Below are 14,581 nucleotides of genomic sequence, written 5' to 3' on the forward strand. Positions count from 1 at the left end.
GACGAATGCGGGGAGGTTCGGGAAGAAGGTCAGCCGTCGGCGGTCAAAAAATCCCCAACCCCCGAAGTAATTCCGCCCTATACGACTTGCCGATCGGCAGTTTTTCGCCGCGGATGGTAAGTTCGTTGGGAAAGATGTCTTCGATAAAATGATTGTTCACGGCGAAGCGGCGATGGATGCGGACAAACCGGCCCGGTTCAAGCTGGTCGGTGAAGTCGTTAATCGTGGAGCGTACCATGATCTTTTTCCGGGACACCAGGTGCAGCAGGACGTAGTTAGCTTCGCTTTCCAGGTAAAGTAGTTCATCAAAAAATACCTTCCGGAACACGTAGCCGTCCTTTACGAACAGGAAGTTTTTGGTCGTGAATGCGGCCGGTGTTTTAGCCTTGCCGCTTGTTTGGGCACCCGTAAAATTATGAAAAGCGATCTCGATCGCCGCGTAGAGCTCTTCCTTCGTAAACGGTTTTACAATGTACGCGTGCGGCTTCACTTTCTTGGCGCGGTCGATGGTTTCGATGTCGCTGTTGGCCGTAAGGAAAATGAAAGGCAGTTTATAGGTCTCATTGAGCCGTTCGGCCACGTCAAAGCCATCTTTCCGGCCGGAAAGCTGTATGTCCAGCAGCAACAGGTCCGGCTTGTCGGTTTCGAGCATTTCGAGGGCCTCGGTGTAGTTGATCGCCGGGCCGCAATGCGAGTAACCCAGCTCTTCCAGCGTGCTCAGTATCGTGCGCGCTATCACCAGTTCATCTTCAACAATACCTATTTTTAATTCTGCCATTAGGGTTTAGTCCTGATTTTTACGCACATCGCGATTGGTGAAATTGATGGTAAACACCCCGCCGCTCCGGGTTTCATAATGCACACGTCCGCCAATTTGCCGACTCAGGTCATAGATCAGCTGCAAACCGAGTGTTGTCGCCCGTTTCAGGTCGAAGTTTGCCGGCAGGCCAGGCCCGTTGTCCGAATAGATCAGCTGGAACCGCCCTTCCGAAACAATGCGGACCGTTACCAATATTTTACCATCGGTCACATATTCAAACGCATATTTAAACGAATTTGACAACAATTCGTTCAAAATTAATCCCAAAGGAACCGCAGAGTCTATATCGAGGTGGAGCTCAGGAACATCGACAGCCAACGAAACCTTCTTTTCTTTTTGAAATACACTTTGGACCTGGCGGCACAAATCCCCGATGAAACGTTTTAAGTCAATGCTGCTGAGGTTTTCGAACTGATAGAGGTTCTGATGGATCAATGCAATGCTCCGTACACGGTTTCGTCCTTCCTCCAATGCCTCCCGGGCAGCCTCGTCGGTCAGGCTTTTGCCCTGCAATTCGAGCAGGCCTGAAATCACCTGCAGGTTATTTTTGACGCGATGGTGGATTTCCTTCATCAACACATCTTTTTCCAGCAGCAGGGCCGTCTGCTCGGAAAGCGACTGTTTCAACTGCATTGTCCGCTCATTAACAGTCTCTTCCAGCCTGCTTTTTTCGCGTGCGAGTTGTTTGGTCCGGAACCTGATAAACAGGTAAATCGTCGTTCCGGTCAACAGTACCATTGCCATAATAAAGTACCATTCCAGGTAAACGGGTTTTAAAACTTTCAACGGAATGGCCAGCTCCTCCTTGTTCCAGGCACCTTCCCTGTTCTGCGCTCTGATCCTCAGCACAAAATCACCGTAAGGCAAACCGCTTATCCGAACCGAATTTTCATTGATGAACACCCAGTTTTTATCCAGCCCCTCGATCAGATAGGCGTACCGGTGGCTGGCGGTGCGATGCCCCTCGTCTTTGGCAAAATCCAGTAACTGAAAATCCAGCGTAAAGAACTTGTCGTCCGGTTCGAGCACGATTGGGAGATTACGCAGCAGCTCGCCCGTTTTGTTGACCAGCTCATTGGCCGAGCCGACAAACTGGTTGAATGCGATCACCCGCAAAGGCACCTGCAACTGCGAAGTGTCTGTCTCGAAATCACGGGGATCGAAGCCGGTCACGCCATTCAGGCCTCCAAAATACAACTTGCCGTCGCTGGCTTTAAAGGACGACGTACGGTTGAACTCGTTGTGGGAAATACCGTCGGTGGTGGTGTAGGTATTAATCGAAAAACTCCTGCGGTTGAAGCGGATCAAGCCATAGTCGGAGCTGATCCAGAGGTTATCGGATGCGTCCGGCTCGATGCGGTATAGGACATCGGAGGGGAAGCCCGCCGTAATATTGAACTGCCGCGACAGGTTTGTCTTCGGGTTCCAGCGGTAAAGTCCTTCCCCGTTCGTAGCGAGCCACCACACACCGTCGGGATCCTGCCAGGCATCCAGCAGGCTTAGCCCATTCAGAAAGGGCGATTTCAGCCGGGCCATTTGCAGCAGCTGCTTTTGCCCCGAAATCGTATTGAGCCGGAACAACCCGTTTTCGGCCACTGCCCATATTACCCCGTCTTTATCCTTCAAAAAACGGTAGACAAACCTGGCTTCCGGTGCATCAGATGACGGCAGCGGATCAAAGCGGTTGGCAGTGGTGTTGAACACCGAAAACCCGTTGATACCACCAAGTAATAAAAGACTGTCGTTCAACGAATAAAGTGACCAGATCTCCGACGGGGGCGCCATCGGAAAGCCGATAAACCTTTTCTGTGCTTCGTTGTACCGCGACAACGCAAAGCCCCCGGTATACAATGCACCGCCATGCCAGGCAAGCCCGTAATTGATGAAGTGATGGCTAAACCCCTGAATGCGAACGCCTTGTTGGATAAATGTGTGCCCCCATACATTCGCGATCACGTTGCCGCGCGCGTCAGCGAAAATGCCGCGGGCCTGTCCGTTCGGCTCCAATGCCTGCTGGCTGGTCGAGAAATAGGGTTTGAAACGGTTCTTTTTAATAGTCAGCTGCATTACACCCGATGAAGTACAGAGCCAGAGGTTCCCCAGCCTGTCGGGAAAAAGCCGGTATATGAACAGGTTTTCAAAGCCTTTCAATTCCGATTTACCAGTCACCTTCAGAAAAGCATGCTTATTCCAGAGGTACAGCGCGTCGGTGGCAATATAAAAAGCTGCTGCCTGCCCGTCGGTAGCCGGCCACACCTGGAACCAGTACCGGCCCTTCACCTCGTCAAGGTGGTATGGATCAAGGTTTTGAACCGGTGCAAGCTGGCCATTGCTGTCCAGTTTGTCCACGGCGAATTTGTCAATGTCCGTTGCGGTATTGTAAGTAATCAGCAGCTCATGCTGCTCCGTCAAACCGATCGGCAACGACCGTAGCACCTGATGCTGGCGGAACGGCGTCACCTTTTTGCCTTTCACTACATACTGTACCTGCTGGTTGGTCAGTTTCAAATGCGCCGTCCCCTGAATAAACGTATTCACGGGCCCTGTGGTGCGGTAATCTAAGAGCGAATCCTGCCTCACCCACCCTTTCATTTCCAGCACCAGCCTGAAACCTTTTTTAGAAGAATACCGCCAATACCGGAAGGGCGAGGCGGTCAGGAAGCTGATCTCGCCGGTGCCGTCGTTGGCGATCCAGTAAACATCCCGTTCCCTGAAAGGCAGGTTGGGGAAAGCCGCTGTCAGCGTTTTTACCTCCTGCGTGTTGGCATCCATCACATCGACCTTCCCGATGGTTGTAAGCTGAAAACCGGCGCTGCCATATTGAAGGAAAAGGCGGTTGGCGTCGTCGACCGCCAGCTGCACTACCTTGTTTTCTTGCAATTTGTTTCGCTGGCGGGTAAAAAGCAGACAATTACTTCCGTCGAAGCGGTTGAGTCCGTTACGCGTACCGAACCACAGAAAGCCGGAAGAATCCTGCACCCCGCAAAACACCTCGTGCGACGCGAACCCGTTTTCCACGGAAAGCAGCCGTTTGGTAATAGTGTATTCCAAATTGGAACGTATGGAATCGCCCTGCCCGAGTACTGTGAGGGCATTCGGGAGGAGCAACAGCAACCAGAATATGCGGAAACGGCGCGAGGAAGGTTTCCAAACCCGACGATGTGCCAATGACGACTGCTTTGAGGTGAATGCGGCAAGATAGCCGAAATTTCAGCACGGGTTGAATAGCTTGGCTTAATTAATTATCACCCAACTTTGGAAGCGATTTCCACCAGGCAACCAGCTTGGCGCTCAGTTCCTTCGTAAGTTTTTCCTCGGTAGCTTCAAGATTGGTCGTTTCGGCGGAGTCCTTTACGATATTGTAAAGCTCCAACCTGGTGCCGTCTGCGTCCATCAACAGCTTCCATTCGCCCGACCGCACAGCGAGGCGAGGGCTGCGGTCGTTGTTTTTAGGATAGTTGTAAGCAACGTCGTTTCGCCCGTATTCCCAAAACATTTCCTTTTTTCTCAACGAAGGCTTCCCCAGCAACATCCCCGACCGATCAACCCCATCGCCATGGTAGCTTTCGGGAATTTTCACACCTGCAAGTTTCGATAATGTAGGCAAAAGATCGGTCGCGTGCAGTTCCGAACGGTCGTCGGTTCGATTGGCCGGAATACGCCCTGGCCAGCAGATTATGAAGGGCATACGAATGCCGCCTTCGTACAGCGAAAGCTTAGATCCACGAAGGCCACCACTACGCTTTCCGCCGAAAGTAGGGAGTGCGCCGTTGTCGCTGGTGAAGATAATGATGGTATTTTCGGCCAGCCCGAGTTCATGGAGGCCGTCGAGCAGGCGGCCGATCTGCACATCGTATTCTTTGAGCCCCCCCTTAAATGCCGCTTCTTCCTGGGGCTTCACCGGAGATTTACCGGCGTACCCGGTTTCCGGTTCAGGCACCCACGGCGTGTGCACGTCGTCGGGCCAGAGGTTCACGAAACACGGCTGCTCTCTGTGCCGCTTCATGAAATCGAGCGTCCGGTCCACGAAATACCGGCTTCTGTCCCACCTTTTAATGCTGTCTTTTTCAGACCATATCCAGTTTGTAGCCGTAATTGCGGGATCCGGCTCCGGACTTTCGTAGGTGCTGGCGTGCTCATCGAAGCCATATTGCACAAAACCGGGGGCGTCGGTAACATCTCTCCCACCGCCCATGTGCCACTTGCCGAAATGCCCGGTTGCATACCCTGAATGCTTGAAAAAGCGGGCAATCGAAGGTGCTTCCGTATTCAGGTAGTCGATCTGCTCAGCGTCTTTGTTGTGCTTTTTTGAATCCAAAAAGGTGGTAAAGTTCCATTTTCCAGGTTGCATACCGGTGAGAATGCTGGCCCGTGACGGCGAGCAAATGGGGGCGCCACTATAATATTGCGTTAGTTTGAGACCGCTGGCTGCGAGCCGGTCGATATTGGGTGTAGGAACAAAACGTCCACCATAAGCACCGACATCGCCGTATCCCATGTCGTCGGTAAGGATAATGATGATGTTCGGGGGCGACTGTGCTGCACCTGCTCGGCGTTGCGCAAATACCGGCAGCAAGCTCAATACCAATACAATACCCGCTAATAACCTTGCTAGTCTGGTCCCGTCCATGTGATGTCCTACTGCATTCCCGTACCCCGCGGCAGCTTCAAAAGGCTACCGCGGTTTAAACCAAAGATTGCTAATATACTAAATCCATAGAATAGACTTGAATTTTTAGCGGTTTTGAGCAGTCGCTACTCACTCCTCAAACTCCTGACCGGGTTCATCAGGGCAGCGCGGATGCTCTGGAAGCTGACGGTGAACAATGCGATGGCGATCGACAGGGCCCCGGCCAGCAGAAAGACCCACCATCTGATATCGGTGTGGTAGGCAAAATCCTGCAACCAGTTTTTCATGCCGTACCAGGCAATGGGCGATGCTATGAGAATGGCAATGAGGACAGGTTTGAGAAAATCTTTCGAAAGCAGCCCCACAATGCTCGGTACCGAAGCGCCGAGTACTTTTCTGACGCCGATTTCCTTCGTCCGCAGCTCGGCCATGAACATCGAGAGCCCGAGGAGCCCCATGCACGAAATGAGAATGGCAATGCCCGCAAATATGCCAAACAGCAACTGCTGGGTCTGCTCGCGTGCGTAAAGCTTGCCGAAGCGCTGGTCGAGGAATTCGTATTGGAATGGCACGTCGGGGAAACGTTCCTTCCACACAGACCCGATGTGTGCGATCGCACTTTGAATATTGCCGCCCGCTACCTGCACCGACACGCGCCCGAGGCGGCCAGGCTGGTAAAACATCACAATCGGTGCCACTTTCTGGTGCAGCGATTCGAAATGGTAGTCGGTAGTTACGCCAATGATCTGCCCCCTCACTTCGCCATAACCAAAGCGGTTGCCGATGGCCTCTTCCGGGTTTTTCCAGCCCAGCAAACGGGCGGCAGTCGCATTCAATATGAAGCCATTGGTACGATCTGTCGGATGCTGGCGGGAGAAATTACGGCCCGCCGCCATGCGGATCTGGTAAGCGGGAATGAAGTCCTCGTCCACGGAAAGAGACTTGATACTGATTTCCGTGGGCGCCATCGAATCGCCTTTCATCACATAGGCTTCCCAGGAGTCGAGCAAACGGCCAGACGGAATGCGCGATGAGCGGCCCACTTCCCTGACGCCCGCATGTTCCTTGAAACGCTGTCGGATCGCCTCGACGTCGGTCGTCGAATCATCGGGCATACCGAAAGTGATCACCTGATCTTTGGCATAACCCAGCTTGTAATTCTGAATGTAACGCATCTGGTTATAAACGACCGTCGTACTGATGATCAGCGTCACGGCGATCGCAAATTGTGTTACTACGAGCGTCTGACGCAATTTTCCGTTTTTCAGGGCGGTGGCTATTTTACCTTTCAAAACTGCGATAGGCTGAAAGCCCGTCATGAAAAATGCCGGATAACTGCCCGCTACCAGCCCTGTGAAGACGGTAATGCCCAGCAGGATGCCCAGGAAAGATGGGTCCAGCAATGCGGAAACAGAGAGCTGTTTTTGCGTAAAATTATTGAACAGCGGAAGACAAAGGACCACGGCTACAAATGCAAGTACGACGGAAATCACTACCAGCACCACCGATTCGCTCAGAAACTGGTTGATCAGCTGACTACGTACGGCCCCAATGACCTTCCGCATTCCGACCTCCTTCGCACGTGTAGCAGATTTCGCCGTTGCCAGGTTCATATAGTTAATGCAGGCTATCATCAAAATGAAGATCGCGATCGCCGAAAAAAGGTACACATATTGAATGTCTCCGTTGCCCTCTATCTCAGAATCTAAATGAGAGCGCAGGTGAATGTCCGTGAGCTTCGTAAGCGTCAGCACCGAATATTTTGATGTATTGGGACCGACGTGCTTGTTCTGAAATGCGGGGAAAGAAGCTGCCAGTTTTTGCGCGTCGTAATGCTTCGGTAAAAGCAGGAAAGTCGAGAATGAATTGTTGCCCCAGTTGGTGCGAAGCCCTTCGGCACCATAAATACGGTTGTCGTTGAGGGTCGAGAAAGATACCAGAAAATTGGGATGGAAATGCGACTGAGAAGGAAGCGGCTCGAAAACACCCGTAACCGTGTAGTCAAACTGGTTGTCCAGCCGCACCACTTTACCAACCGGGTCCTCCTTTCCGAAATATTTCTCCGCCATAGGTTTTGAAAACATGATCGAAAAAGGGTTTTCGAGTGCCTTATCGGGGTTTCCGCGGTCTATTTTGAAGGTAAAGACCTTAAAGATATTCGCTTCGGCGGCAAACATCTGTTCCTCCGAAAACCGGTTTTCGCCGTACTTAACCAAAGCCCCGGTCTCCAGTAAACGCACCACCTGTTCTACCTGCGGGAAATCCTGCTTCACCAGCGGACCGAACGGCGGTGCCGCGTGTCCGAGACGAAGCGATTCGGTGCCATCGTTGGCCAGGAACGTGCGGTTGAGCCTGTAAATGCGGTCGGCATGCTCGTGGAAACGGTCGTAAGCCAGCTCATCCTTTACATACAAGGCAAGGAGCAGAAAGCAGGTCAGCCCGAGTGATACACCGGAAATGTTGATGAAACTGAAAGCTTTGTACTTGGTCAGATTCCGGAACGCTATTTTAAGATAGTTTTTGAACATGGTGTTTGCATTTGGGCCGTGGTAAGGCAAGGAGATAGAATGTCGGTTCGGCTGGACACCAACAAATGTATGCCATGGAAATAATCTATTGAAAATAAGCAATTTAATAAAAACAACTTGTCCGAAATCGGACGCACACGTCCGTGGCTGCACGGCCGGTCTGAGTTGAAAACGGACAGGCCCGTTCGCTTCCGAACATCGCATTAGTTTAAAAATACACTCTGGGTCAACAGGTTACAATTTGGCATAATCCTTGAATGACCGCATTTATCTAATCAGCCATATTTGTATGAAAAACAATCTCCTCAGGATCATCTTTTTCTCTACCCTACTAACCAGCCCGCTCTATGCCCAAACCGACCCACTCTCCCGGCGCATCGACTCCCTGATGCAGGCAGCCCATCGGATCGGTGTTTTTAATGGAAATGTTATAGTCGTCAACAAAGGGCAAACCATTTACAAAGCGGCCGTAGGGTTCGCCGACGGCAGCAGGCAATATCCACTAACCCAGCAAAAGCGGTTCGACATCGGCTCCGTCGCCAAAGAATTCAACGGCATATCGGTCATGCTCCTCGCGGAAAAGGGAAAGCTGTCGGTAACCGACCACATACGTAAGTACCTTCCCGAACTGCCCGCCTGGGCCGACAGCATTCAGATCGCCCACCTGCTCAATTACACCAGCGGACTACCCGGTAACCCGGCAAATACCGACCAGGACGTCCTGAATGACCTTTTGGCACTAAAACACCTCGCGAATGCCCCCGGGAAGTCGTACATATACAGCTATGCCAACGTGTACCTGCAACAACGGATCATAGAAAAAGTCTCCGGTTTGAAGTACCATGCTTTTGTGGAGAAAAACATCCTGAAACCGCTCGAAATGAAGCATACCGCGATGGACCTCCCTATCAACGATACCACGATGGCGGTGGCTTTCAATAATAAATTTGTCAACGAAAAGCCCCGCGAAACCACCACCGGCTGGCCCCGGCTGACGGTGGAAGACCTTTATCGCTTCATGTCGGCTGTTGACAGTTACAAACTCGTCGGCAAAGCCTCCGTTCAGCAACTTTCGCAGCATTTCGGAGAAGGCGAAAGCAGCCTGGGCGAAGCGAAGTTCGAGCAGGGCGAATTGGTCTGGCATCAGCATCACGGCTCTAATTACAACTACGAAGCACTTATTACACACGATCTGAAAAAAGACCGGTTCGTGATACTGATGACGAATAACCAGAATTTCAAAGTCCGCCAGCTAGCTTCCGCTATCCTTTCCATCCTCGACAATGCGGCTTACACCGTTCCCAAACGTTCGCTATACCTCGAACTACGCGAGGAAATGCTCGCCGATTTCGACGCCGGCGTAGCGTTTTACCGGACCGCCAGGGAGCAGAAGAAAGACTTCTACGACCTATCGTTCGAAATCGGCGACCTTGTCAATACCGGCAAGTTCCTTATGCGGCGCAACCGGATCGACGACGCCATCAGGGTATTTACGCTTGGTCTTCTCTTGGACTTGCAGAATAAGGATTACGCCATCGCCTGCCAGTTCATTGCCGAAGCGTATAAACAACAGGGTAAAACCGATCTCGCGATTTTATATGCGCAGCAAGCCATTCGGAAAGATCCCGACAACAAGATTGTCCGCTCGATACTGGATCAGGCGGCACATTAGCCAAATGGCCCCGAAATTAGTAGCAGGTAGCCGCGGGTTGTTTGTATCCGCGCAAGCCTTTGAACCAACTGTAAAGTACCTGGAAGAATTTGGGGGCGGCAGGGGCTGTCCGGCGCTTTCTGTCTGCCGGTTGCAGGCTTGGGGAGTTTCCGGCGCCGGGTCCCCGTGTGGCCGACGCGGCTACCACGATGTCCAGTGCCCCGTTGGTGAGGGCGTGAATGTCTTCATGCAGCTCGTCGAGCAAATTGGCCGCCCGGCCGTGGAGATGGTGCCGATCGGCGATCTGAATGGTGGTCTTTACTGCGAAATCGTAAATTTCCTGCGAAAGCTGATCGCAAAGTTCGCACATATCCGCCCTCCGTTCGGGCAGGATAATACTTCTGGCCTTCATTTCCTGGATTTTGCGTTCGGTTTTCGTGACCAGTTCGGCCCGTATTTCATTCAAATTCATATGATGGATGCTGTTAGAGGGGTTGTTCGAAACGCATGAACGTTCCCAGAAATATTATAAATATTTTGACAGAATCAAAGGTTTTAATTTTTTTCTAATCCATTTTAATGGGCCTTCGGGCCGCCCTGCCCTACTTTTAGCGCTCATCATTACATTGCGGAATGTTTATAGGCTACTTGCCATTCGGGGCAGAGGACATTTTTTTAGAAAAACTTCAAACGGCCGGGTGCCACAAAATAGTAAGAGAATCGGAAGCTGGCGGTAGTTCCCGCCTGACGGAACTGCTGGACGGACTTCAAGAAGGAGACGTACTGATACTTTGCCACAGCAGCCACGTCGGGTCAGAAACGAACTTTCTGAATGTACTTATTCTGACCGGACGCAAGTGCGCCCATTTTGTTTCGATTGACGAAGACTTCGACACGCTGCGCGACACCGCGCACTACTGCTCGGAGGCGGCACATTAAGAGCCATCCCCGTCGGTCTTTCATTGCTACAAAATTTACGGTATTTCGTAACCCGATAGGGATTTGACGAAATACCGTGCCTTTTTTTATAACCATTTCAAAATCCGCACTGATAATCATCATCTTAACTTTTGGCATGAGTATTGTCCCCATAAGAGCATCCTATCCAGAACTTAATATGATGAACCGTCAACCTTTACCGGACAATGCTACGCGCACGATGCTGTATGCGGTCTTGCAGGCCGTGGGGCTGCTCGGGGAAACCGACTTCGCACCTGCTGCCGAAGAAAACGCTCCCCTGTTGCGATCGATGGGAATCCGGGCCAGGCCGACCGTAGCAGTAGCGAGCCATGCAGGCGGCACGGGTCAGGCTGCCAGATGGCGCGATGTCGTTTCAAAAATCGGCATAGAGGAACTCAAAGTGCTGTTTTCCAATAGCCGCGTCATTCCTTTTTCCGACTGGACGGACGTTCATCAGGCCGCCGATCTCTGGTATGGCCTGCTCGCCGACGTGATCCGCCCCCTGGCGCGTAATGACTGGGAATTCATTTTCTATCTCGGCAACCCTGCCAGCAGTCATTTTTTCGACGTCGATGAAATTCTGGATGTAATGGGCAGCTTCACGCGGAGCGGCAATGTGACGCTCGCACTGGATGAGCGGGAAGCCTCGGGCCTTTGGTCGATCCTGTTCGGCGGCAAGTCGGAGTTTGATACGCACGACCCCGATGCCAGAGGACGTTACCGCGCTATTTTCCAGACCCTGGACATCCGGCGTCTTATCGTCTATTCGGAAGACAAAGCACTAATAATCACGCAGGATTCGTATTTCGAACTCACCCGCCCTCCCGTGCCCGCATACGTACACAATGAGCAGGAGCGTGCCAACTTCATCGAGGGATATGCGTTAGGCCTGAAAAACAATATGGAGATAGCGCATTGCCTTGTGCTGGGCATTGCCACTTCCGGCTCGGTTCCCGAGGGGAGTAGTGTCCCTGCCAAGGCGGAAATTCAACGCTTTCTGTCCAATTGGGCTGACGAACTTTGAAAGCGGCCGCTCACCGCGGGTTCGTGGCTGCCCTGCCCGGGTAGCCTTTTTGCATTCCGACTTTTATTAAATTAGTATAAATGCTACCGTCACCGGCATAGCACTTTCTGCCGGAAACCGACAGGCCGGCAACTATCATTAATCATGAAAACAACTACACAAAACGGGAACGACGTGTCAGCCGCGCCAAAAACGGACCTCAAAACCAAGGAGTTCCTGGAAAAGCAGCGGAAAATATTGCTCGACCTTAGCGACGACATCACGCAGATCCGCGACAAGACCGACCTGATTATCCTGTTTTCTTCCCGCATTAAAAACCTTTTCTATTTCAAACATACGATTGTGACCCTGATCGACCCGGAACGAACCTCGTATCGTCCCTTTTTGCTCGATCCGGTCTCGTCGCCGATCCAGACCCACCCCTCGTACGCCAGGTTGGTTGATTCGGATTTTCCGCTTCGCGGCGCATTCATCGAGGGCGTACTCGATGCCGGCAAGCCTGTATTGTATTGGATGGAAGATATCATGGACCTGCCTGGCAGCCCTTCTTTTTTGCGGGTTAACTATGAAGGAGGCATCCGGGAAATCCTGATGACGCCTTTGAAAAGCAAGAATGAAACAATAGGCTTCCTGCACATGTACACCGATCGGCCCGGCAGTATAACGGAAGAGTTCATCAGCATTATTGAAGGCATTGCACCGCAAATTTCCAGCGCGGTTACCAATATTATCAAGAACGACGAGATCCGGGAAAAGGAATGGATCAATGAAATCCTGCTTGAATGCAGCATTGGCCTGGCTGCCGTGCGTACGCGCGAGGAGCTTGCCGGTACCGTGCGGACTACACTCATCCGGTTCAACCTCATGCGCGGGTTCGGCATCCGGCGGATCAACGCCGACCAGGAAACCATGACGACCTATGTCCATGACCTGGGAGTTACCAATGTGTCCGAAGCTGAAATGATTGAACTGACACAAAGCCAGTTCCCTATCTATGACGGCTTGCAGGACCGCGTGCTCGACAGCAGTATCCCATTACAAGTCAACATAGACGCCGAAATCAGGCGGGGCATTACAAGCCGGTACCTGGTCCTGTGGCAGGATATGGGATTGAAAACGATGGTGGGTATTGCCCTGCGGAACGGCGATGTGACGCTGGGTGTGCTGTGGCTGGGCATCGAGCAGGCCAATCTTTCGCTGTTACAGGCCATCGGCTCCCAAATTTCCGTCGCCATGTCCAATGTGTTGGCCGCAGAGGAAATCATCGATCGGGAACGCGAGAAGACCTTTCTGCTGGGGTTCAGCAATGAAGTGGCGCGTGTACGTACCAAAGAAGATTTGAAGAATGCGGTTTTCAAAGTGCTTAACCGCGTGCTGAATGTCAAGCTGGCGATGATCAACCTGATCGAGGATGATAATGTCACTTTGAAGCCGTTTATGTACGACAGGACGCTTTTTGAAAACGCGTCCGAAGAATTCGACGCGCTCGTGGCGGCTTCCAATACCATACACGAGCCGACTGCCACCCGGGTGCTCGCTGCGGAAGATCGTCTGATCCTGAAAGTAGCGGAAGAACTGCAAGCGTGCCCCGACAACCCTTTTGTGCAGCTCTGGGCGAAAACCGGGCTGAAATATATGTTCGCGGCACCGCTGCGCAGCGCCCAGGCCGACCTCGGCACAATCTGGCTGCTGACCGACAACCTGAAAAGCGAGCTGCTTCAAGGCATTTGCTCGCAAATCTCCACGGCTATCGCCAACATACAGGCCAACGAAAAGATACTGGCTTACAAAAGAATGCTCGAAATGGAGAACAGCCAGTTGAAGGAACAGATCAAACGGACCTATAATTTCAACGAAATCGTAGGAAGCGGGCCGGAAATGCAGCAGGTGTACGACCTGATCAGCCTGGTTTCAGAATCGAACTCGACTGTGCTTATTACCGGCGAAACCGGCACGGGCAAGGAGCTGATCGCCCGGGCCATTCACAGTGCTTCTCCCCGAAAGGACAAGCTGATGATCAAGGTCAATTGCGCCGCATTACCGGCCAACCTCATTGAAAGTGAATTGTTTGGCCACGAAAAAGGGGCATTTACCGGCGCAGTGGAACGCCGCATCGGGAAGTTTGAGCTGGCGGATAACAGTACGCTTTTCCTTGATGAGATCGGTGAAATGCCCCTCGAAGCACAGGTGAAGCTGCTGCGCGTCTTGCAGGAAAAGGAACTGGAAAGGATCGGCGGAAAAACGACCATCAAAGTGAATGTCCGCATCATTACCGCCACCAACCGCAACCTGGGAGAGGAAGTAAAAGCCGGCCGGTTCCGCTCCGATCTCTATTACCGCCTCAACGTATTCCCGATCCACCTACCGCCTCTGCGCGACCGCCGTGACGACATTATACCCCTCGCGCATTTGTTTGTGGACCGTTACAGCAAGGCTACCGGCCGAAAGGTCAGGAAAATTTCGCCCAAAGTACTCCAAGAGCTCACCAGCTACCCCTGGCCGGGCAACGTACGCGAGCTCGAACACCTGATGGAACGGTGTGTCCTGTTATCGACTGAGCCCATGATCCGGGAGGTTTACTTGCCCAACAAAAACACAGGTGCCGAAGTGCAGCCAGTGGCCATGCTGGGCACGCTGGAAGACGTGGAGCGCATGCACATTATCGAGACCATCAAGCGATGCCGCGGGAAGCTCGCAGGCCGCGGCGGCGCCGCCGAGTACCTGGGTATGCCTGCCACTACCCTGCATTCGAAAATCAAGAAGCTCGGCATCACCAAACGCCAGTACCTGGCAGAGTGATTTTGTCCGGAACGAATCACGCGATATTTAAAGCCGACGTGTGTCATTAGGCGAAATATCGCGTGATTTTTAATACAAACAAACACACAAACAACTGATTATTAGTATATTAATACCTTGGCACGACGATTGATCTTTATAAAGTGTTTTCAAACCAAAATCTTTAACA

9 protein-coding genes are annotated in these 14,581 nt (G+C 52.1%); 4 read left to right on the forward strand and 5 right to left on the reverse strand.

Annotation, left to right across the window (positions count from 1 at the left end):
- Positions 1-43 precede the first annotated feature (43 nt).
- The 4 genes from IEY24_RS09765 to IEY24_RS09780 all read right to left on the reverse strand — a co-directional run bounded on the left by IEY24_RS09765 (position 44) and on the right by IEY24_RS09780 (position 7,978).
- On the reverse strand, positions 44-778 hold the full coding sequence (locus tag IEY24_RS09765) for a LytR/AlgR family response regulator transcription factor (protein WP_188931121.1): 735 nt from the start codon (positions 776-778) through the stop codon (positions 44-46).
- Between the two features lie 6 nt (positions 779-784).
- Positions 785-3,988, reverse strand: a complete 3,204-nt coding sequence (locus IEY24_RS09770; RefSeq protein ID WP_188931123.1) for a histidine kinase dimerization/phosphoacceptor domain -containing protein — start codon at positions 3,986-3,988, stop codon at positions 785-787.
- Positions 3,989-4,058: 70 nt separating this feature from the next.
- Entirely contained in the window at positions 4,059-5,450 is a 1,392-nt protein-coding gene (locus tag IEY24_RS09775; protein ID WP_188931125.1) for a sulfatase-like hydrolase/transferase, read from the reverse strand.
- Between the two features lie 125 nt (positions 5,451-5,575).
- The gene (locus tag IEY24_RS09780; protein ID WP_188931127.1) at positions 5,576-7,978 is read right to left on the reverse strand and encodes an ABC transporter permease; all 2,403 of its coding nucleotides are present in this window, start codon (positions 7,976-7,978) and stop codon (positions 5,576-5,578) included.
- A gap of 289 nt (positions 7,979-8,267) precedes the next feature.
- Here IEY24_RS09780 and IEY24_RS09785 point away from each other — a divergent pair, with 289 nt between their 5' ends.
- On the forward strand, positions 8,268-9,650 hold the full coding sequence (locus tag IEY24_RS09785; RefSeq protein ID WP_188931129.1) for a serine hydrolase domain-containing protein: 1,383 nt from the start codon (positions 8,268-8,270) through the stop codon (positions 9,648-9,650).
- Between the two features lie 16 nt (positions 9,651-9,666).
- On the opposite strand, the gene IEY24_RS09790 is transcribed toward IEY24_RS09785, so the two are convergent.
- Entirely contained in the window at positions 9,667-10,101 is a 435-nt protein-coding gene (locus IEY24_RS09790) for a hypothetical protein (RefSeq protein WP_188931131.1), read from the reverse strand.
- A gap of 161 nt (positions 10,102-10,262) precedes the next feature.
- On the opposite strand from IEY24_RS09790, the gene IEY24_RS09795 reads away from it, so the two are divergent.
- From IEY24_RS09795 to IEY24_RS09805, 3 genes are all read left to right on the forward strand, one after another.
- Positions 10,263-10,568 carry a recombinase family protein gene (locus IEY24_RS09795; protein WP_188931133.1) on the forward strand — a complete coding sequence of 102 codons (306 nt, stop codon included), beginning with the start codon at positions 10,263-10,265 and terminating at the stop codon, positions 10,566-10,568.
- A 178-nt stretch (positions 10,569-10,746) separates the two neighbouring features.
- Positions 10,747-11,613 (forward strand): hypothetical protein, encoded by an 867-nt coding sequence (locus IEY24_RS09800; RefSeq protein ID WP_188931135.1) that lies wholly within the window; start codon positions 10,747-10,749, stop codon positions 11,611-11,613.
- A 144-nt stretch (positions 11,614-11,757) separates the two neighbouring features.
- Positions 11,758-14,412, forward strand: coding sequence for a sigma-54-dependent Fis family transcriptional regulator (locus tag IEY24_RS09805; protein WP_188931142.1), 2,655 nt, complete (start codon positions 11,758-11,760; stop codon positions 14,410-14,412).
- Positions 14,413-14,581: the final 169 nt, after the last annotated feature.

Origin of the sequence: Dyadobacter endophyticus (genome assembly GCF_014641595.1) — a bacterium.
In the GTDB taxonomy this organism is placed as follows: domain Bacteria; phylum Bacteroidota; class Bacteroidia; order Cytophagales; family Spirosomataceae; genus Dyadobacter; species Dyadobacter endophyticus.